This window comes from Streptococcus mitis, from assembly GCF_009496155.1.
GTDB lineage: Bacteria > Bacillota > Bacilli > Lactobacillales > Streptococcaceae > Streptococcus > Streptococcus mitis_BQ.
Genome location: NZ_WIJP01000010.1, coordinates 1 through 20,258, shown reverse-complemented (window position 1 = coordinate 20,258; position 20,258 = coordinate 1). Strand labels below are relative to the sequence as shown.

General features: G+C 41.7%; 17 protein-coding genes and 1 pseudogene. 16 read left to right on the top strand and 2 right to left on the bottom strand.

The features are described 5' to 3' along the window. Positions 1-181 precede the first annotated feature (181 nt). From GEZ84_RS07055 to yidD, 10 genes are all read left to right on the top strand, one after another. Positions 182-430 carry a YneF family protein gene (locus GEZ84_RS07055; RefSeq protein ID WP_153224010.1) on the top strand — a complete coding sequence of 83 codons (249 nt, stop codon included), beginning with the start codon at positions 182-184 and terminating at the stop codon, positions 428-430. A 200-nt stretch (positions 431-630) separates the two neighbouring features. After that, entirely contained in the window at positions 631-1,425 is a 795-nt protein-coding gene (gene racE / locus GEZ84_RS07050; protein WP_153224009.1) for a glutamate racemase, read from the top strand. Beyond that, on the top strand, positions 1,383-2,393 hold the full coding sequence (locus GEZ84_RS07045; protein ID WP_413777004.1) for a nucleoside-triphosphate diphosphatase: 1,011 nt from the start codon (positions 1,383-1,385) through the stop codon (positions 2,391-2,393). Before racE ends, GEZ84_RS07045 begins: the two co-directional genes overlap by 43 nt. Beyond that, positions 2,369-2,890, top strand: a complete 522-nt coding sequence (locus GEZ84_RS07040; RefSeq protein ID WP_153224007.1) for a metallophosphoesterase — start codon at positions 2,369-2,371, stop codon at positions 2,888-2,890. Before GEZ84_RS07045 ends, GEZ84_RS07040 begins: the two co-directional genes overlap by 25 nt. After that, positions 2,887-3,348 carry a cyclic-di-AMP-binding protein CbpB gene (gene cbpB / locus GEZ84_RS07035; protein WP_153224006.1) on the top strand — a complete coding sequence of 154 codons (462 nt, stop codon included), beginning with the start codon at positions 2,887-2,889 and terminating at the stop codon, positions 3,346-3,348. Before GEZ84_RS07040 ends, cbpB begins: the two co-directional genes overlap by 4 nt. Then, the gene (xerD, locus tag GEZ84_RS07030) at positions 3,345-4,079 is read left to right on the top strand and encodes a site-specific tyrosine recombinase XerD (RefSeq protein ID WP_319946435.1); all 735 of its coding nucleotides are present in this window, start codon (positions 3,345-3,347) and stop codon (positions 4,077-4,079) included. Before cbpB ends, xerD begins: the two co-directional genes overlap by 4 nt. Beyond that, a complete protein-coding gene (locus tag GEZ84_RS07025; RefSeq protein ID WP_153224004.1) occupies positions 4,079-4,807 on the top strand; it encodes a segregation/condensation protein A in 729 nt (242 codons plus the stop codon). The genes xerD and GEZ84_RS07025 overlap by 1 nt, the downstream gene beginning before the upstream one ends. Positions 4,808-4,825: 18 nt before the next feature. After that, a complete protein-coding gene (gene scpB, locus GEZ84_RS07020; RefSeq protein ID WP_153224003.1) occupies positions 4,826-5,395 on the top strand; it encodes an SMC-Scp complex subunit ScpB in 570 nt (189 codons plus the stop codon). Beyond that, complete coding sequence (locus GEZ84_RS07015) at positions 5,382-6,104, top strand: pseudouridine synthase (protein WP_153224002.1); 723 nt, start codon at positions 5,382-5,384, stop codon at positions 6,102-6,104. The genes scpB and GEZ84_RS07015 overlap by 14 nt, the downstream gene beginning before the upstream one ends. Then, the gene (gene yidD / locus GEZ84_RS07010) at positions 6,104-6,340 is read left to right on the top strand and encodes a membrane protein insertion efficiency factor YidD (RefSeq protein WP_153224001.1); all 237 of its coding nucleotides are present in this window, start codon (positions 6,104-6,106) and stop codon (positions 6,338-6,340) included. Before GEZ84_RS07015 ends, yidD begins: the two co-directional genes overlap by 1 nt. Positions 6,341-6,436: 96 nt before the next feature. Here yidD and galE read toward each other — a convergent pair whose 3' ends face one another. Next, complete coding sequence (galE, locus tag GEZ84_RS07005) at positions 6,437-7,435, bottom strand: UDP-glucose 4-epimerase GalE (protein ID WP_153224000.1); 999 nt, start codon at positions 7,433-7,435, stop codon at positions 6,437-6,439. Positions 7,436-7,731: 296 nt separating this feature from the next. Here galE and pepA point away from each other — a divergent pair, with 296 nt between their 5' ends. Both pepA and GEZ84_RS06995 read left to right on the top strand, forming a co-directional pair. Next, positions 7,732-8,796, top strand: a complete 1,065-nt coding sequence (gene pepA, locus GEZ84_RS07000) for a glutamyl aminopeptidase (RefSeq protein ID WP_153223999.1) — start codon at positions 7,732-7,734, stop codon at positions 8,794-8,796. A gap of 21 nt (positions 8,797-8,817) precedes the next feature. Then, positions 8,818-9,114, top strand: coding sequence for a hypothetical protein (locus GEZ84_RS06995; RefSeq protein WP_000230143.1), 297 nt, complete (start codon positions 8,818-8,820; stop codon positions 9,112-9,114). A 203-nt stretch (positions 9,115-9,317) separates the two neighbouring features. Here GEZ84_RS06995 and GEZ84_RS06990 read toward each other — a convergent pair whose 3' ends face one another. After that, positions 9,318-10,949, bottom strand: a complete 1,632-nt coding sequence (locus GEZ84_RS06990; protein WP_004260992.1) for a Na/Pi cotransporter family protein — start codon at positions 10,947-10,949, stop codon at positions 9,318-9,320. 304 nt (positions 10,950-11,253) lie between these two features. Between GEZ84_RS06990 and GEZ84_RS06985 the strand changes: the two genes are divergently transcribed. The 4 genes and pseudogenes from GEZ84_RS06985 to GEZ84_RS06970 form a co-directional block, all read left to right on the top strand. Beyond that, entirely contained in the window at positions 11,254-16,053 is a 4,800-nt protein-coding gene (locus GEZ84_RS06985; protein WP_153223998.1) for an endo-beta-N-acetylglucosaminidase, read from the top strand. A 245-nt stretch (positions 16,054-16,298) separates the two neighbouring features. After that, a complete protein-coding gene (locus GEZ84_RS06980; protein ID WP_153223997.1) occupies positions 16,299-19,433 on the top strand; it encodes a MucBP domain-containing protein in 3,135 nt (1,044 codons plus the stop codon). Further along, the gene (locus GEZ84_RS06975) at positions 19,430-19,960 is read left to right on the top strand and encodes a hypothetical protein (RefSeq protein ID WP_153223996.1); all 531 of its coding nucleotides are present in this window, start codon (positions 19,430-19,432) and stop codon (positions 19,958-19,960) included. The genes GEZ84_RS06980 and GEZ84_RS06975 overlap by 4 nt, the downstream gene beginning before the upstream one ends. A 2-nt stretch (positions 19,961-19,962) precedes the next feature. Then, positions 19,963-20,258, top strand: a pseudogene (locus tag GEZ84_RS06970) (hypothetical protein); the annotation flags it as partial.

Sequence of the window (20,258 nt, the reverse complement as noted above, 5' to 3'; positions counted from 1 at the left end):
TTAATTCCACCATAAAAATCCGTTTTAGACTAATTTCCACTTCGATTGGGCAAGTGGAAGTTACTTTGAAAAGTTACCCTTTTTGCTGTCTATTCCATTCCTGAAAGCGTAAAACAAACTAGTCAGGGTGGCTAGTTTGTGGTATAATGAAAGAGACTCAAAAAGAAACAGGAGAAATATAATGGATTTACTATTAGCAATTGTATTGATTGTGTTAGCTTTTCTAGGAGGAGCTCTTGGAGGAATGTACTTGGTTCGTAAGCAAATCGAAAAAGAATTTGCTGACAACCCACGTTTGAATGTTGAAGCAGTTCGTACTCTTTTGAGTGCAAATGGTCAAAAACCAAGCGAAGCTAAGGTACAACAAGTTTACCACCAAATCATCCGCCAACAAAAGGCAGCCCTTGCTAACAATAAAAAGAAAAAATAAATAAGGAAAAGTCTGGGATGAAAGTTCCAGACTTCTCACTATGTTGGCTAAGGGTTTAGGGATGAGACTTTTTCCTTGCATTCTATTGATATTTGATTATGATTAAGAGAGATAGTTGTTGATTAGGCTGTCATTCAGTTCATAAGGAACGGTAATCATAATGAACTATCAATCAGAAAAAAGACTAGAAAGAAGACTGTATGGATAATCGACCAATTGGTTTTTTGGATTCGGGTGTCGGGGGCTTGACCGTTGTGCGCGAGCTCATGCGCCAACTTCCCCATGAAGAAATCGTCTATATTGGAGATTCGGCACGAGCGCCTTACGGGCCCCGTCCTGCTGAGCAAATTCGGGAATATACTTGGCAGTTGGTCAACTTTCTCTTGACCAAGGATGTTAAGATGATTGTCATTGCTTGTAATACTGCGACTGCGGTCGTCTGGGAAGAAATCAAGGCTCAACTAGATATTCCCGTCCTAGGTGTAATTTTGCCAGGAGCTTCAGCAGCCATCAAGTCCAGCCAAGGTGGGAAAATCGGAGTGATTGGAACACCCATGACGGTACACTCAGACATCTACCGCCAGAAAATCCATGATTTGGATCCGGACTTACAGGTGGAGAGTTTGGCCTGTCCCAAGTTTGCCCCTTTGGTGGAGTCTGGTGCTCTGTCAACCAGTGTCACCAAGAAAGTGGTCTATGAAACCCTGCGTCCCTTGGTTGGAAAGGTGGATAGCCTGATTTTGGGTTGTACCCATTATCCACTGCTCAGACCTATTATTCAAAATGTCATGGGACCCAAGGTTCAGCTCATTGATAGTGGGGCAGAGTGCGTACGGGATATCTCAGTCTTACTTAATTATTTTGAAATCAATCGTGGTCGCGATTCCGGACCACTCCATCACCGTTTTTACACAACAGCCAGCAGCCAAAGTTTTGCACAAATTGGTGAAGAATGGCTGGAAAAAGAGATTCATGTGGAGCATGTAGAATTATGACAAATAAAATTTATGAATACAAGGATGAACAGGACTGGTATGTCGGGTCCTATGGTATTTTTGGTGGCGTCCGAACGTTGACGGATGATGACTTGGATTTTCCTCTATTGGAGTTTGCCCAAAGATTTCGAGATGAGGATCGAGGTTTTCCTGTTTCTGTTACTGTTTTACGCTATGGTTCTCTCTATCGTTTATTGTCTTTTGTGGTAGATATCCTTAACCAAGAAATGGGACGAAATGTGGAAGTCATCCAACGTCAGGGGGCTTTGCTCTTGGTTGAAAATGGGCAACTCCTGCATGTAGAATTACCTAAAGAAGGTGTTGGTGTAGAAGCCTTCTTTGAGACAAACAAGGTCAGAGAAACCTTATTGATTGCGACTCGTAACGAGGGCAAGACTAAGGAATTCCGAGCTATCTTTGACAAGCTAGGTTACGATGTGGAAAATCTTAATGACTACCCTGACCTGCCTGAAGTAGCAGAAACAGGTATGACCTTCGAAGAAAATGCCCGTCTCAAGGCAGAAACTATTTCCCAATTAACGGGCAAGATGGTTCTGGCAGATGATTCTGGACTGAAAGTTGATGTTTTGGGTGGTTTGCCTGGTGTCTGGTCGGCTCGTTTCGCAGGTGTGGGAGCTACTGACCGTGAAAACAATGCCAAACTCTTGCACGAATTGGCCATGGTCTTTGAACTCAAGGACCGCTCGGCTCAATTCCATACAACCCTAGTCGTAGCCAGTCCAAACAAGGAAAGTTTGGTTGTTGAAGCAGACTGGCCAGGTTACATTAACTTTGAACCTAAGGGTGAAAATGGCTTTGGCTATGATCCTCTCTTCCTTGTAGGGGAGACAGGCAAGTCATCAGCTGAATTAACCCTTGAAGAAAAAAATAGTCAATCTCACCGTGCCTTAGCCGTTAAGAAACTTTTGGAGGTATTTCCATCATGGCAAAGCAAACCATCATTGTAATGAGTGATTCTCATGGCGATAGCTTGATTGTGGAAGAAATCCGTGATCGCTATGTGGGCAAAGTTGATGCCGTTTTTCATAACGGCGATTCTGAACTGCGTCCCGATTCTCCACTTTGGGAGGGAATCCGCGTAGTTAAAGGGAACATGGACTTCTACGCTGGCTATCCAGAACGTTTGGTGACTGAGCTTGGTTCGACCAAGATTATCCAAACTCATGGACACTTGTTTGACATTAATTTCAACTTTCAAAAGTTGGACTACTGGGCTCAGGAGGAAGATGCCGATATCTGTCTCTATGGTCACTTGCATGTGCCAAGTGCTTGGATGGAAGGCAAGACCCTCTTTCTAAATCCAGGTTCCATCAGTCAACCACGTGGTACCGTCAGAGAATGTCTTTATGCTCGTGTGGAGATTGATGACAGTTATTTCAAAGTGGACTTTTTGACACGAGACCATGAGGTGTATCCAGGCTTGTCCAAGGAGTTTAGCCGATGATTGCCAAGGAGTTTGAAACTTTCTTGTTGGGGCAGGAGGAAACTTTTTTGACCCCTGCTGAAAATCTAGCTGTGTTGATTGATACCCACAATGCAGATCATGCAACCCTCTTGCTCAGTCAGATGACCTACACCCGTGTTCCCGTTGTGACAGATGAAAAACAGTTTGTTGGAACGATTGGGCTCAGAGATATTATGGCTTATCAGATGGAGCAGGGCTTGAGCCAAGAAATCATGGCGGATACGGATATTGTCCACATGACGAAAAGGGATGTAGCTGTCGTTTCGCCTGATTTTACCATTACGGAGGTCTTGCACAAGCTGGTAGATGAGTCTTTCTTGCCAGTTGTGGATGCGTCTGGTATTTTCCAAGGGATCATCACGCGCAAGTCTATCCTCAAGGCAGTTAATGCCCTCTTGCATGACTTTAGTAAGGAATATGAGATTCGATGCAAATGAGAGATAGGATTTCAGCCTTTTTAGAGGAAAAGCAGGGCTTGTCTGCCAATTCCAAGCAGTCCTATAAGTATGATTTGGAACAGTTTGTAGATTTGGTAGGCGAGCGGATTTCTGAGACTAGTCTCAAGATTTACCAAGCCCAGCTAGCCAATCTAAAAATCAGCGCCCAGAAGCGAAAGATTTCGGCCTGTAATCAATTTCTCTACTTTCTCTATCAAAAAGGAGAGGTGGACAGCTTTTATCGTTTGGAATTAGCTAAACAAGCTGAGAAGAAGACCGAAAAGCCAGAACTGTTAGACCTAGACTCTTTTTGGCAAGAAAGTGACTATCCAGAAGGACGCTTGCTAGCGCTCTTAATCCTAGAAATGGGACTCTTGCCGAGTGAGATTTTAGCCCTCAAGGTTGCGGATATCAATTTGGATTTTCAGGTGTTGCGAATCAAGAAGGCTTCCCAACAGAGGATTGTCACCATTCCCACGACCTTTCTGTCAGAATTGGAACCCTTGATGGGCCAGACCTATCTTTTTGAAAGGGCAGGAAAAGCCTATTCTCGTCAGTGGGCCTTCCGTCAGCTAGAGTCCTTTGTCAAGGAGAAAGGTTTCCCATATCTGTCAGCCCAAGCCTTGCGGGAGCAGTTCATTCTAAGACAAATAGAAAACAAGGTTGATTTGTACGAAATTGCAAAAAAATTAGGATTAAAAACAGTCCTGACCTTAGAAAAATATAGATAATGGATATTAAATTAAAAGATTTTGAAGGGCCTCTGGACTTGCTCTTGCACCTGGTTTCCAAGTACCAGATGGATATCTACGATGTGCCCATTACGGAAGTTATCGAACAGTATCTAGCCTATGTCTCAACCCTGCAGGCTATGCGTCTGGAAGTGACGGGCGAGTACATGGTCATGGCCAGTCAGCTCATGCTGATTAAGAGTCGCAAACTCCTTCCAAAGGTAGCAGAAGTGACAGACTTGGAGGATGACTTGGAGCAGGATCTTCTCTCCCAAATCGAAGAATACCGCAAGTTCAAGCTCTTGGGTGAGCACTTGGAAGCCAAGCACCAAGATCGAGCCCAGTATTATTCAAAAGCGCCGACAGAGTTGATTTACGAAGATGCGGAGCTTGTGCATGATAAGACGACCATTGATCTCTTTTTGGCTTTTTCAAATATCCTAGCCAAGAAAAAAGAGGTGTTTGCTCAGAACCACACGACTATCCTGCGGGATGAGTATAAGATTGAGGACATGATGGTCATCGTGAAAGAGTCCTTGACTGGACGAGATCAATTGCGCTTGCAGGATTTGTTCAGGGAAGCTCAGAATGTCCAAGAGGTCATCACCCTCTTTTTGGCAACCCTAGAGTTAATCAAAACCCAGGAGTTGCTCCTCGTGCAAGAGGAGAGTTTCGGAGATATTTATCTCATGGAAAAGAAGGAAGAAAGTCAAGTGGCCCAAAGCTAGACTTGATAGAGAGGAAAGATGAGTACTTTAGCAAAAATAGAAGCGCTCTTGTTTGTAGCGGGTGAAGATGGGATTAGAGTCCGCCAGTTAGCTGAACTCCTCTCTCTACCACCGACAGGCATTCAACAGAGTTTAGAAAAATTAGCCCAGAAGTATGAAAGGACCCCAGATTCCAGTTTGGCTCTGATTGAGACAGGGGGCGCTTATAGATTGGTGACCAAGCCTCAATTTGCAGAGATTTTGAAGGAATACTCTAAGGCACCTATCAACCAGAGTTTATCTCGGGCTGCCCTTGAGACCTTGTCCATCATTGCCTACAAACAGCCGATTACGCGGATAGAAATTGATGCCATTCGTGGGGTTAACTCGAGTGGAGCCTTGGCAAAGTTGCAGGCTTTTGACCTGATAAAGGAAGACGGGAAAAAAGAAGTGTTGGGGCGCCCCAACCTCTATGTGACTACGGATTATTTCCTAGATTACATGGGAATTAACCATTTGGAAGAATTACCAGTGATTGATGAGCTTGAGATTCAAGCCCAAGAAAGCCAATTATTTGGTGAAAGGATAGAAGAAGATGAGAATCAATAAGTATATTGCCCACGCAGGTGTGGCCAGTAGGAGAAAAGCAGAAGAGCTGATCAAGCAAGGTTTGGTGACGGTTAACGGCCAAGTGGTGCGTGAACTAGCAACCACTATCAAGTCAGGCGACAAGGTCGAAGTTGAAGGCCAGCCTATCTACAACGAAGAAAAAGTCTACTATCTGCTTAACAAACCACGCGGTGTCATTTCCAGTGTGACAGATGACAAGGGCCGCAAGACGGTTGTCGACCTCTTGCCCAACGTGAAGGAGCGCATCTACCCTGTAGGTCGTTTGGACTGGGATACATCAGGAGTCTTGATTTTGACCAATGATGGTGACTTTACAGACGAGATGATTCACCCACGTAATGAGATTGACAAGGTCTATGTCGCGCGTGTTAAAGGTATGGCCAATAAGGATAATCTCCGCCCCTTGACCCGTGGACTTGAGATTGATGGAAAGAAAACCAAGCCGGCTGTCTATGAGATTCTCAAAGTGGATCCAGTCAAAAACCGCTCTGTGGTGCAGTTGACTATCCATGAAGGGCGTAACCACCAAGTTAAAAAGATGTTTGAAGCTGTCGGTCTTCAAGTGGACAAGTTGTCACGGACCCGTTTTGGACATCTAGACTTGACAGGACTCCGTCCAGGAGAATCCCGCCGTCTTAATAAAAAAGAAATCAGCCAACTACACACCATGGCTGTAACCAAGAAATAATGAAACGAATTTTAATAGCGCCTGTGCGCTTTTACCAACGGTTTATCTCACCAGCCTTTCCCCCCTCTTGTCGCTTTGAGCCAACTTGTTCAAACTACATGATTCAGGCTATTGAAAAACATGGCTTCAAAGGTGTTTTGATGGGCTTGGCTCGGATTTTACGTTGCCATCCCTGGACGAAAACAGGTAAGGACCCTGTGCCAGACCACTTTTCTTTAAAGAGGAATGCAAAATAAATTAGATTCTAATGTATAAAACACAGATAGATGGTACTTGGTGTTTATCAAGTGCCATCTATCTGTGTTTTTATTTATTATTGATGTTTCTGCTATTTATTCCAAAATGTTTTTGCCTTCTTTAACACGCCAACGATAATCCGATAAAATAATATCTTCGAGGGAGTAGCTAGCCTTCCAATCAAGGTATTTTCTAGCTTTTGATGCGTCTGCTAGGACGCTAGCTGGGTCACCAGCACGACGCGCAACAATTTCATGTGGAATTTTTTGGTTTAGTAATTTTTCAGCAGTTTTAAAGATTTCTTTGACGGTATAGCCTTTTTCAGTTCCTAAGTTAAAGATTTGAGAAGAACTGTCTTCTTGAAATAGGTAGTTCATTCCTTTAACGTGAGCCTGTGCAAGGTCCAAGACATGAATGTAATCCCGAATACATGAACCGTCACGTGTATCGTAGTCATCTCCAAATATTTTGAGGCTATCATTTTGTCCCAATGCGGTCTTGTTGATATTGGGAATGATATGAGTTGGATTTTTCACACGGAGACCGTTTGAAGCATCCATTTCAGCCCCAGCTACATTAAAGTAACGGAAAATGACATATTTCCAGTCGTAGCGATTGGCCATCCAGTAAATCATTCGTTCGCCCATCAGTTTTGTTTCTGCATAAGGGTTGACAGGGTCGAGCAGGGTATCTTCAGTTGCTGGCTTGTCAATACAGTTATTACCATAGAGGGAAGCAGTCGAAGAGAACATGATTTTTTGAATGCCAACTTCAGATAAGACTTTGAGAACTTGGTTCATACCCGCAACATTGGCAGTGAAGTATTTGCTTGGATTTTCAATACTTTCGCTCACAACAATCTCACCTGCACAATGGAGAACAGCGTCAACCTTGTTTTCTTCCAAATAAGCTTTTAAGGCACTAGCATCATAAACGTCCAGTTGTTTAAAGCTAGCACGACTATCCACAGCCGAACGATTTCCTGTAGAGAGATTATCTAGGACATGAACCTGGTATCCAGCATTTAAAAGAGCTTTAACGGTATGGGAGCCAATGTAGCCAGCTCCACCTGTAACAAGAATTGTTTTGGTCATGATTTTTTCCTTTTCCTATTTTTGTACTATTTTAAAGAAAGAAGAAAGGAAAGTCAATTATTTTCTGTAATTTTTACGAAAAAAACTGAACAAATATAGTGTTGAATTGTTTTTTTGTTTGGAAATTAAGAGTTGAATTAATCTTGGAATAGTTCTTAGATTTCACCTCACATGTAAGGGAATACTAGCCTTTTCTAAGATAGAGAAAGACGAAGATACTAACTTAGAAATCTACCTTCCCGCTACCCTTCTCCTATAAAAAATGGTAAAATGGATGAAAGAAAGAAGGAACTGAAATGACAACATTATTTTCAAAAATCAAAGAAGTAACAGAACTTGCTGCGATCTCAGGTCATGAAGCACCTGTCCGTGCCTATCTTCGTGAAAAGTTAATACCGCACGTGGATGAAGTGGTGACAGATGGCTTGGGTGGTATTTTCGGAATTAAACACTCGGAAGCAGTGGATGCACCTCGTGTCTTGGTCGCTTCTCATATGGATGAAGTTGGTTTTATGGTCAGCGAAATCAAGCCAGATGGTACCTTCCGTGTCGTTGAAATTGGTGGCTGGAATCCTATGGTGGTTAGTAGCCAACGTTTTAAACTCTTTACTCGCGATGGTCGTGAAATTCCAGTGATTTCAGGTTCAGTCCCTCCACATTTGACACGTGGAACAGGTGGACCAAGCATGCCTGCTATTTCAGATATTATTTTTGATGGTGGTTTTGCGGACAAGGTTGAGGCAGAAAGCTTTGGCATCCGTCCTGGCGACACCATCGTACCAGATAGTTCTGCAATCTTGACAGCCAATGAAAAAAATATCATCTCAAAAGCTTGGGACAACCGCTACGGTGTTCTTATGGTTAGCGAGTTGGCGGAAGCTCTGTCAGGTCAAAAACTAGGCAATGAACTCTATCTTGGTTCTAACGTCCAAGAAGAGGTTGGTCTCCGCGGTGCTCATACTTCCACAACTAAGTTTGATCCAGAAGTCTTCCTAGCAGTTGACTGCTCACCTGCTGGTGATGTTTATGGCGGTCAAGGCAAGATTGGGGATGGAACCTTGATTCGTTTCTATGATCCAGGTCATTTGCTTCTCCCAGGTATGAAGGATTTCCTTTTGACAACAGCTGAAGAAGCTGGTATCAAGTACCAATACTACTGTGGAAAAGGCGGAACAGACGCTGGCGCAGCTCATCTGAAAAATGGTGGTGTCCCATCTACAACAATCGGTGTTTGCGCTCGTTATATCCATTCTCATCAAACCCTCTATGCGATGGATGACTTCCTAGAAGCGCAAGCTTTCTTGAAAGCCTTGGTGAAAAAATTGGATCGTTCAACGGTTGATTTGATTAAAAATTATTAAACCATAAGGGAGGTGGTTGGGATGGTAGAACCAAACCTAGAAAGCCTTATAAAAGATCTTTACAATCATGCTCGACATGATTTGAGTGAAGATTTAGTTGCTGCTCTCTTAGAGACTGCTAAAAAACTGCCTACTACAAATGAGCAATTGCTGGCAGTTCGTCTCTCAGGCCTGGTCAATCATGAATTGCTCCTAAATCCCAAACATCCAGCACCTGAGTTGCTCAACTTAGCTCGCTTTATTAAGAGAGAAGAAAACAAGTATAGAGGAACCGCAGCTTCTGCGATTATGTATGGGGAACTCTTTAAAATGCTTTGATTCCATTGTGAATCAAAGCATTTTTCTATATGATAGAGAAAATCAATTCTTGATGAGGAGAAGAAAAAGCCATCCCATTTATACTCTTCGAAAATCTCTTCAAACCACGTCAACGTCGCCTTGCCGTACTCAAGTACAGCCTGTGGCTAGTTTCCTAGTTTGCTCTTTGATTTTCATTGAGTATTAGGATAGCTTCTTGGTTCTTAGATTTGTTCAGCGATGACCTTTTCAGCTAGATTCATAGCGTGGTCTGACACACGAGTGTAGTGGGAAATAATGTCGATAAAGTTGACCCCAGCTTGTGTTGAACACTCACCCTTGTTGAGGCGTTTGATGTGAGTCTTTCTGAGAACACGTTCCATATTGTTGATTTCTTTATGGCGTTCAATCAGACTTTGAGCTTTTTCAATATCATTGTTTTCCACGCTATCAAGGGCATCCTTGATAAAGCCAGTGGTTTTTTGATAGATATCAGCCAATTCCTGTAAAGCAGCTTCAGAGAACTCAACATTTTTACGTTGAAGGTAGTCAGTCAGATTGATTAGCGCTTCTGCGTGGTCCCCAATCCGTTCCAAATCACGGGATGAATCCAGGATGTTGGTCAGCACTTCACTTTCTTTCTGGCTAAGGGCTTCACTTGAAAGAGTAATCAGGTAACGAGTCAATTTTTCATCAATGGTATTGATGGCTTCTTCTGTCTTGTGTCCTTTTTCAGCAACCTTTTCATTGAGGTCAATGATGTAGTTGTACGAAAGGTCAAAGGCTTTAGAAGCATAATTTCCTAAGTGAAGGAGTTCTTTCTTCGCATTTCCGAGAGCGATTGATGGAGCTTGTTTAATCAAATGCTCATCAAGGTAAAGTGGCTCGTACTTGACAACTTCATCTTCACCAGGGATGAGCTTGGTTACAAAGTAGGCCAAGGCTCCGATGAAGGGAAATTGTACAATGGTGTTACTTACGTTAAAGGCACCGTGAGAGAAGGCAATGGTCATCTCAGGAGAGAGGTGAAGGAGTGCCTGGAAGTACTCAATCATAGACGTAAATGGACCTAATAAGATTAAGCAAAGAATAGTTCCTAAAACGTTAAAGGTAACGTGGGTTGCTGCAACGCGTTTCGCAGAGACATTGGCTCCAGCTGCCGCGATGATAACGGTTAGGGTTGTCCCGATATTATCCCCGAAGAGAACTGGTAGAGAACCTTTAAGGTCAAGGAACCCACCTGCATAGAGACCTTGCAAAATCCCGATTGTCGCAGAAGAAGCTTGGATGAGAACGGTAATCACTGCACCAGCAAAAACTCCCAATACAGGATTTTGTCCCAAGGTTACCATGTATTCCTTGAATTGTGGTAAATCTTTAAGAGGGCTCATACCGGCACTGATGAGGTTGAGGGCGTAGAAGATTCCACCTACACCAAACAGGATGCGCCCGATATTGTTTGCTGTTCTGTTTTTTGTAAAGAATAGGAACATGGTTCCAAGGAAAATCAAGGGTAAAGCATACTCACCAAGTTTGAAACCGATGATAAAGGAAGTAACGGTAGTTCCTATGTTGGCTCCCATGATAATTCCGATAGCCTGTCTAAGAGTTAGAAGGCTAGCGCTGACCAGACCAACCGTGATAACTGTAACCCCTGTACTTGACTGAATCAGGGCAGTTACGACAATCCCAACTAGAACACCTAAAAAGGGATTGCTGGTGTACTTGTCAATGTAAAAACGAAGGCGATCTCCAGCAGCTTGTTGCAAACCGTCTCCCATGGTCTTGATACTATATAAGAATAGTCCCAGACCACCTAGAAAGTGAAATAAAATTTCCTGCCAATTAATGGACATTTCTTTTTCCTCCGAAAAATAATAACGGAATTTCTCCTATTCTATTTTAAAGGATAAAAGTAAATCTAACAAGTATTTAGATGAAATTTTAGAAAGAAAATTCGTGAGAATGGGCCTTAATTATATTAATTTTACCAATTTCTAACCTAGATATAGGTATTTCCTTTTATATATTGACATTTAAAAGAAATATTTTAAAATGAGGGAGGAATTATCTTGGTTCCTGTGATTGGGATAAAAAATTTTACTAAGAAAGTTAAGCGCTTTCTTTTGCACAATAAGATCAATCTTTTAGGAGGAGAAAATGAAGAATCCATTTTTCGAAAGACGTTGCCGTTACAGCATTCGTAAGTTGTCAGTAGGTGCCTGCTCACTGATGATTGGGGCTGTTTTATTTGCTGGTCCAGCCTTGGCAGAAGAAACTGTAGTTCCTGAAAATAAGGGAGCCAATACAGAACTTGTTTCAGGGGAGAGTGAGCATTCGACTAATGAAGCTGACAAGCAGAATGAAGGAGAACATGCTAGAGAAAACAATCCAGAAAAGGTAGAAGGAGTAGAGAGAGCATCTGAAACTACTTCGCCAGCAAGCAATGAAGCTACAACTACTGAAAAAGCAGAGGCAGCTAGCGTACTTAAACCAGAGGAAAAACCAAGCGAGGTGACTGCAGAAACACCATTTGCAGAAGTAAAACCTAAGTCTGAAAAGGAAACAGAAACAAAAGCTGAAGTAACTAGCCAGGGGGACGAGTCTAAGCCAGTAGCAGAAGATAATAAGACTGAAAAAGAAGTCCAGCCAGATGTCCCTAAAAATGTAGAAAAAACATTAAAACCAAAGGAAATCAAATTTAATTCTTGGGAGGATTTGTTGAAATGGGAACCTGGAGCTCGTGAAGATGATCCCATCAATCGTTCCTCAGTTGAACTAGCCAAGCGCCATAGAGGCCAGTTGGTGAATGAAAAAGCAAGTAGAAGAGCCAAGGTTCAGGCGCTAGCAAATACCAATTCTAAAGCCAAAGACCACGCTTCTGTTGGTGGAGAAGAATTCAAGGCCTACGCCTTTGACTACTGGCAATACTTGGATTCAATGGTCTTTTGGGAAGGTCTAGTCCCAACCCCAGATGTCATTGATGCAGGACATCGTAACGGAGTTCCCGTTTATGGAACACTTTTCTTCAACTGGTCAAATAGCATCGCTGACCAAGAGAAATTTGCTGCTGCCTTGAAACAAGATGAGGATGGCACCTTCCCTATTGCCCGAAAACTTGTTGATCTTGCTAAGTACTATGGCTTTGATGGGTATTTTATCAACCAAGAAACAACGGGTGACTTAGTGACGCCTCTTGGTGAAAAAATGCGTCAATTCATGCTCTATACAAAAGAATACGCGGCAAAAGTTAACCATCCAATCAAGTATGCTTGGTACGATGCCATGACTTATAAATATGGTCGTTACCACGAAGATGGTCTAGGTGATTACAACTACCAGTTCATGCAAAAAGAAGGAGACAAAGTACCTGCGGATCAATTCTTTGCCAATTTCAACTGGAATAAGGAAAAGAATGACCACTCCGTAGAGATGGCAAAATGGCTAGAACGTAGTCAATATGATGTCTTTGCAGGATTGGAATTGCAACAAGGTGGTTCTTATAAGACAAAAGTTAAATGGGATGCCCTCTTAGATGAAAAGGGTAAGTTGCGTTTGTCACTTGGACTATTTGCACCAGATACAATTACCAGTCTAGGAAAAACAGGTGAAGATTACCATAAAAACGAAGATATCTTCTTCACAGGTTACCAAGGAGATCCGACAGCTCAAAAACCAGCGGACAAAGAGTGGTATGGGATTGCTAATTTAGTTGCAGACCGCACACCAGCAGTAGGCCGAACCTTCACTACCTCCTTTAATACAGGCCATGGTAGAAAGTGGTTTGTAGACGGAAAAGTTTCTAAGGATTCTGAGTGGAATTACCGTTCAGTTTCAGGTGTTCTACCAACATGGCGCTGGTGGCAGACTTCAACAGGGGAAAAACTTCGTGCAGAATATGATTTTACAGATGCCTATAATGGCGGAAATTCCCTTAAATTCTCAGGTGATGTAGCTGGTAAGACAGATCAGGATGTGAGACTTTATTCTACTAAGTTAGAAGTAACTGAGAAAACTAAACTTCGTGTTGCCCACAAGGGAGGAAAAGGTTCTAAAGTTTATATGGCCTTCTCTACAACTCCAGACTACAAATTCGATGCTGCAGATGCATGGAAAGAGTTAACCCTTTCTGACAACTGGACAAATGAAGAATTTGACCTTAGCTCACTAGCAGGTAAAACCATCTATGCAGTCAAACTCATCTTCGAACATGAAGGAGCTGTGAAAGATTATCAGTTCAACCTAGGACAATTAACTATCACGGACAATCACCAAGCGCCACAAGCACCGACAAGCTTTTCTGTAGTGAAACAATCTCTTAAAAATGCCCAAGAAGCTGAAGCGGTTGTTCAATTTGCTGGTAATCAAGATGCCGATTTCTATGAAGTCTACGAAAAAGATGGGGATAACTGGCGTTTGTTGACAGGTTCATCTGCTTCAACCATCTACTTGCCAAAAGTTAGCCGTTCTGCTAATGCCACTGGTACGACTCAAGAATTGAAAGTCGTTGCAGTTGGTAAAAATGGCCTTCGTTCTGAGGCTGCAACTGCGTCATTCAACTGGGGCATGACTGTTCAGGATACAACTCTCCCAAGACCTTTGGCTGAAAATATTGTTCCAGGGGCAACGGTTATTGGTAGTACTTTCCCCAATACTGAAGGTGGGGAAGGCATCGAAGGCATGTTGAACGGTACAATTACAAGTCTGTCAGACAAGTGGTCTTCAGGACAATTGAGCGGTAGTGTCGATATTCGTTTGACTCAACCACGTCGTGTTGTCAGATGGGTGATGGATCATGCGGGAGCTGGTGGTGAGTCTGTTAACGATGGTTTGATGAACACCAAGGACTTTGATCTTTACTACAAGGATACAGATGGCGAGTGGAAATTAGCCAAGGAAGTCCGTGGCAATAAAGCGCACGTTACGGATATCACTCTTGACAAACCAATCACTGCCCAAGACTGGCGTTTGCATGTCATTACATCTGATAACGGAACACCTTGGAAGGCTATTCGTATCTATAACTGGAAGATGTATGAAAGCTTGGACACAGAAAGTCAAAATATTCCAATGGCTAAGGTAGCTGCCCGTTCACTTGGAAACCATCAAGTTCAACTAGGTTTCTCTGATGTTCCAGCAGGCGCGACCATCACCGTTTACGACAAGGCAGACTCACAAACACCAATTGCAACCTTGAAGACTGAAACTGGTGGTGATCTGGCAACAGCACCATTAGCCTTTGACAAACAACCAAAACTCCTCTATTATCGTACCCAACTACCTGACAAAGAAATCAGTAACACCTTGGCTGTAGCGATTCCACAGGATGAAAGAAAAATTGCTGCAGTTAGTCTTGAAAAAGGGCCTAAGAAGACAGTTTACAAAGAGGGAGAAAAACTTGACCTTAGAGGTGGAACACTCCGCGTTCAATACGAAGGGGGACAAGCCGACGAGTTGATTAACCTTACTCATTCAGGTGTGACTGTGTCTGGCTACGACGCTCATCAAAAAGAGGAACAAAATCTAACACCTCAATACCTTGGTTTACCAGTGTCAGGTGCTCTGAAAGTCCAAGTGACTGGTCAAGATGAAGGAAAAGCAAAAGAAGTAGCAGGTTTGTATATTACTAAGAAACCAAAAACAGACTATCTAGTAGGAGAACAACTGGATCTCTCTGAAGGTCGCTTCGGCGTTCTCTATGATGATGAGACAGAAGAGACTCACAGTTTTACTGATAAAGGTGTTGAAATCACGGGCTATGATGCTCAAAAGACTGGTCGTCAGACCTTGACCCTGCATTACAAGGGGCATACAGCTGAGTTTGATGTCTTGGTTTCTCCAAAAGCAGCTGTCAACGATGAGTATCTCAAACAAGAAATCACTGCTGCCCAAGGTCGTCAGTCAACCCTTGCCTATACCTTCTCAAGTGAGGACAAAAAAGCTGTACTAGTAGAGAAACTCAATGCAGCGAAAGCTGTTGCAGAAAACCATGATGCCAGTCAAGAAGAAGTCAACAAAGCCTTGAATGAATTGAAACAGGCTGGAGCGAGATTGGATGGAAATCAACGTTACCAAACTGCTAGAGAAGAATTAGAAGGCTTGCTCGAATCCGTCCGTGAAAAAGACCCTAAAGCTGAGTTGGTTGCCCAAGCTGAAGCTTTATTGTCTTCACAAATACCGACTCCACAAGCTTTTGCGGACATGAAAGAAAAGTTGAATAAGAAACTAGCTCCTGCAGAAGAAAGTCAACAAGTTGGCAGCATGGTTCCTAACGAAGGAGCTCCTACAGTAGAGGCTTTGCCTGAACTGGTTGTTGAAACAGAAATAAAACCCTTTGAACGCCAAGAACGTGAGACTCCAGACCTTCTTAAAGGTCAACGTCGTCTTGTTCAAGCTGGAGTCGAGGGCCAAATCCGTCACCTAATAGAAGTAGATGCCCAAGGCAAACGTACCCTTCGCTCAACAGAAGTCCTGAAAGAAACTCTTCCAGAAATTGTTAAAATTGGTACAAAAGTTCTGTCAAGCAACCAACCAGCTGAGGGAGTAAAAGACCTAGTTTTAGAAGTTCCGAAACTAGAAATTGAAGAGGATACAGTTGTCTTCAATCGTCAAGAGCGACCAAATGCAAGTCTTCTTAAAGGTCAACGTCAACTTGTCCAAAAAGGAGAGGAAGGACAAATTCGTCACCTAATAGAAGTAGATGCCCAAGGCAAACGCACCCTTCGTTCAACTGAGGTTCTTAAGGAAGCCATCCCAGAAATCACAGAAGTTGGAACAAAAGAAGAGCAAGTTTCACCAACAACAGACCAATCGCTTTTAGCAACGTCAGCAAAAGGTGAAGCAGTAAGCAAACAACTGCCAAATACAGGAGTAGAAACAGATACTGATCTGGTAGCACTGGGACTTCTCGGAGTGATGAGCGTCTATGGACTTGTAGCTTTGAAAAAGAGAGAAGATTAAGAATAGATAGTATTTCTTAAGTTGAGATTAGAAAGAAATCGTTTCAAGAAGCAACAGCTAAAAAATAGTTGTTGCTTTTTGCACCCTTTCATCCCAATGTTTTCTGAATTGAGATTGAATAGCTTGTAAGCCATCATAAAGTGTTTTTCAGAAACATAACCTTCAAATTCAGTTCGGTCATATTTCTGGACTTTAATCAGTTTATTTGATACCATGAAATTTCAGTGAAATTTTAAGGAGATGTTGTGAAATTATTTGTAAAACATGGGATATTTCTTTTTGCAACGGTTCTATCCCTCAGTACCTATAGTGTCATGGCTGATGAAGCTGTACAGTCTAGTACAAAATCTAGTGTTGAAAATATGGCAAAATCTACGCCAAATGATGTCGTTGTCGGCAATCCGAACAATGCAATTTCCAATCTAAAAGAAGACAAAAATAGTGGATCTTCTGAACCTAGCATTACTAAAATTGAAGTCTCTGGTGGGGTAAATCCATCTGCGACAGGTGTCGATTTTTTCAAAGATGTTGAAATTAATCTTGAGGGAAATAACCTAACTGATGATAACTTTCTCAGCAAAGAAGGACTTCATTGGTCTGATAAAACATATGTCGAAATTGATAAAGGAACTGAAAATGGCCTTTTAAATGACAGTGAACGATTTGGTGAGGCCAATACTCCCTCAACCCCTGTTGTAGCATATAGTAACAATGTAGGTGATAGTGGACGAATCAATTTTGTCGGCAAAACCTTATCTGGTATAGATTTAGATTTACTATGGACGGTCATTGAAAGTGATAAAGATGAGTGGGCTTCAAATTCTGGATTTCAGGATAGTCGTCCAAAAGGACTCGGTTTCTCAGGTGAGCAATTTATTCCAGGCGCAACAGGGAATTCTATCGTTGTATTGTACAACAATGCAAGTAATCTCGCTCTACATTATCAAATTGTAAAACATGGAACTAAGATTGAGCAACCCATACTTGTTAGTTTCATTTCTACCGATATTGATGCCGCTCAGGGAGTTCAAACGAACCTTGCAAATTTAGTTGAAATCATTCCGACAGAATCTAATCTCGTCAAGGAAGATGGGATTATCTATGATGCTACTTCAGGCGTAGTCGGTCTAAATGGCTCTAAAGATCTTCCGAAAGGTGGCTATCTTGGAGCTGGCTTTATTTCAAATTTTGATTATATCTTTTACTCGCCTGCCCCAAAAAGAGTGAATGATTCTTATTACTACCCAATAGCTGTAAGGTACGATATTTTTGGAAGCAGCTTGCAAGCCAATATCAATACGCGAGTTTCTAAACCGATTATTGTCCAGTATGTTGATAAACAAGGGAAAGAATTAAGGAAAGCAGAATTCTATAAAGGTTTCGATGATGAATCCTATAAAGTGGAATCCCTTAATATTCCAAATTATCGATTAGTAGATGTTAAGAGATTAACAGAAAATAAGGCAAGAACAAGGATTCAGTTCGTCTATCAGAAAGAACTACCCGTAACGTTAAAGTTTCAAGATGAAAAAGGGAAGGAGTTGTACGGCGCTCTAACTTATAAAGTTCTTGAGGGGCAAAGACTAAAGCATACACCTAGGAAAGTAGATGGTTATGTGACGCCAACAGTATTTGAGACCTTGGTCGAACATGCTGTAGAAAAGGTTTTTGTTTATCAGAAGATTCCACAAGCTAAGGAAAATCTTCAACCTTCTAGTAAAATGACGAATCCTAACGTGGAGAAGACTATCAGGCCACAGCTGCCATCATCCTTTTCCTCAGCAAACTCTAATCACCCTGTAGAGACCTCTTTGGCTGGGGGCTCATTAGCACCCTTTTCTCAGGGGTCAAACCAAGTGCTAACTGACCAAGGTCAAAGAGTAGAGGATAGTCATACCGAACCCAAAAAGCAAGAGATACCAACTAAAAAAGATCCCTTTTTAACCAATACCAAGATGAATCAAGATGAGAAGAAATTGTTTCTTGATTATATCAGGGCCGTTGGAGATGAAGCACGGAAAAAATATGGCAATGATCGAGATAAAATAAACCATACCATCGCTAACGCCATCGCGCGTGTCCCCTACGCAAATGATGGTCTACAGTCTATGACCAATGATTTTGGAGAAGCTCCTTATGCTTATAGCGATAAAATTAGAGAGCTATTAAATAAGATTCATGATTTACCAGAATATGCAATAGATTTTCCTCATCTGGCTGCACCGATTGCCACCTCTTATAAAAGTAGTTCTCTAAAAGAAAAATTGAAGTTCTTCGTGGGCCTCTCTCCATTTAACCTCCTAGGCTTATCTCCAAAAACGCTTCTTTTTCAAAATAATTCTCTAACAGGGGACTTATTAACAACCATCGATGAAAAGGACACGCTCACAGATATAGATGCCTTTATCCTGAAGTATCATAGGGACTTTAAAGACTTGGATCTGGATCTAGCAATTGAAAAATATTATAGCACAGATGGTTTGGAGCAGAAACGCCAAGAGTATTATTATCAAGTGCTCAAAGAGCAGTCGGGAGATACCACTGCTGAAGGCTATAAAGATTTCTTGTTACTTGGCAGCATTGTGAGTTTATCAGGACTTGCCTTGATTGGAATGAAAAAGTTCAATGAAGGCAAAGCTTTTAAAAAACGATTAAAGGAAGATCCTTCTGCTGCTCTTCGAGAATATCTCTGGAATCCATTGAAATCTGGAGTTGCTTCCTTTAATAAACATCCATTAAAATTTATTGAGGAGCATATTACGGCACCAATTGGCAATACTTTGGCTACTTTAGGGAGTGCTGGTTTATATGTTGGGGCTAAAATAGTAAAAACTGTCAATGACAAGCTCGTTAAACCGGTTGTAACTTTCTTGTCAACGAATGTGGTGAAACCCCTCTACAATAGTGTCGTCAAACCAGTAGTTGATGTTACTGTGAATAAAGTGGCTAAACCGCTCTATCAAAAGGTTATAAAACCAGTAGTAAAACCGATTGTAAACTTTGCTTATAATGCAGTAGCGAAACCCTTCTACCATGGAGTTGTCAAACCTGCCTATAATCACGTAGTGAAGCCTATTGCGAAGGCTATCCACAACAATGTGCTTAAGCCCGTCTACAATCATGTACTTAAGCCTGCGGCAAGTTTTGTGAATCGGACAGTCGTCAAACCCGTCTATAACTATGTTGTTAAACCAGTTGTCAAACCAGTCTACAATCATATTGTGAAACCAATCGTCAAACCGATTTATCAGAAGGTGGTAAAGCCAATCGCTCGGGCAACAAATCGCTATGTTATAAAACCAGTGGTAAACACTGTAAACAAATGGATCGTTAATCCCATCAAGAATTGGTTTGGGAATAGGAAAGGAAAAAGAAGATGAAAGCATTAAAAAGAATCATTATAGGAACTATCCTAGTATTTAGTATAGGGGTGGTTGTCTTCTTAGGGTTGAGTTTATACGCTTATAACAACTTGAAATATTATTCGGTCTACTATGCGCAACAGATGCCCCATAAGGAGGGAACAGAGCCCGACTTAGTTATGCTGATTGAAAATATGTGGTGGATTTATACACCAGAAATAGAAGGAATCCGCTATGATGATGATGGTAGAAATTTTATTGAAAATTCAACCAATATGATTGGTAAACCTACAAATTTTTCTGAGTTTGATGGAGGTTATAGCTATAGAGATCAAAATGATGTAGCTTATAAATTCGGGAAAAATTTTTCTCTTGAGTGGGCCATGAATAAAAAATATGAAAAAATTGATCTAGCTACAGTTGATGAAAAAAAAATAAAAGAAGAGATTAGAGAAACCGTTCAGCCCATACTTGATGTACAGAGTAAACCCCTCATCAACCTGCAGTGGTTGTTTAATAAAATGTATCAGGACAGGTTTAATTAGAGATGAAAGCATTAAAAGGAATCATTATAGGAACTATCCTAGTATTTAGTATAGGGGTGGTTGTATTTTTAGGGTTGAGTTTATACGCTTATAGCAACTTGAAATATTATTCGGTCTACTATGCGCAACAGATGCCTCATAAGGAGGGGACAGAGCCTGACTTAGTTATGTTGATTGAAAATATGTGGTGGGTTTATACACCAGAAATAGAAGGAATCCGCTATGATGATGATGGAGAAAATGCTATTATTGACACTAAAAACAATTTTGTTTTATCAGAAACCATGGGAAATTTTTC

Coding starts and splice junctions, on each gene's coding strand:
- GEZ84_RS07055 (WP_153224010.1), top strand. CDS start 182: ATGGATTTACTATTAGCAATTGTATTGATTGTGTTAGCTTTTCTAGGA.
- racE (WP_153224009.1), top strand. CDS start 631: ATGGATAATCGACCAATTGGTTTTTTGGATTCGGGTGTCGGGGGCTTG.
- GEZ84_RS07045 (WP_413777004.1), top strand. CDS start 1,383: ATGGCTGGAAAAAGAGATTCATGTGGAGCATGTAGAATTATGACAAAT.
- GEZ84_RS07040 (WP_153224007.1), top strand. CDS start 2,369: ATGGCAAAGCAAACCATCATTGTAATGAGTGATTCTCATGGCGATAGC.
- cbpB (WP_153224006.1), top strand. CDS start 2,887: ATGATTGCCAAGGAGTTTGAAACTTTCTTGTTGGGGCAGGAGGAAACT.
- xerD (WP_319946435.1), top strand. CDS start 3,345: ATGAGAGATAGGATTTCAGCCTTTTTAGAGGAAAAGCAGGGCTTGTCT.
- GEZ84_RS07025 (WP_153224004.1), top strand. CDS start 4,079: ATGGATATTAAATTAAAAGATTTTGAAGGGCCTCTGGACTTGCTCTTG.
- scpB (WP_153224003.1), top strand. CDS start 4,826: ATGAGTACTTTAGCAAAAATAGAAGCGCTCTTGTTTGTAGCGGGTGAA.
- GEZ84_RS07015 (WP_153224002.1), top strand. CDS start 5,382: ATGAGAATCAATAAGTATATTGCCCACGCAGGTGTGGCCAGTAGGAGA.
- yidD (WP_153224001.1), top strand. CDS start 6,104: ATGAAACGAATTTTAATAGCGCCTGTGCGCTTTTACCAACGGTTTATC.
- galE (WP_153224000.1), bottom strand. CDS start 7,435: ATGACCAAAACAATTCTTGTTACAGGTGGAGCTGGCTACATTGGCTCC.
- pepA (WP_153223999.1), top strand. CDS start 7,732: ATGACAACATTATTTTCAAAAATCAAAGAAGTAACAGAACTTGCTGCG.
- GEZ84_RS06995 (WP_000230143.1), top strand. CDS start 8,818: ATGGTAGAACCAAACCTAGAAAGCCTTATAAAAGATCTTTACAATCAT.
- GEZ84_RS06990 (WP_004260992.1), bottom strand. CDS start 10,949: ATGTCCATTAATTGGCAGGAAATTTTATTTCACTTTCTAGGTGGTCTG.
- GEZ84_RS06985 (WP_153223998.1), top strand. CDS start 11,254: ATGAAGAATCCATTTTTCGAAAGACGTTGCCGTTACAGCATTCGTAAG.
- GEZ84_RS06975 (WP_153223996.1), top strand. CDS start 19,430: ATGAAAGCATTAAAAAGAATCATTATAGGAACTATCCTAGTATTTAGT.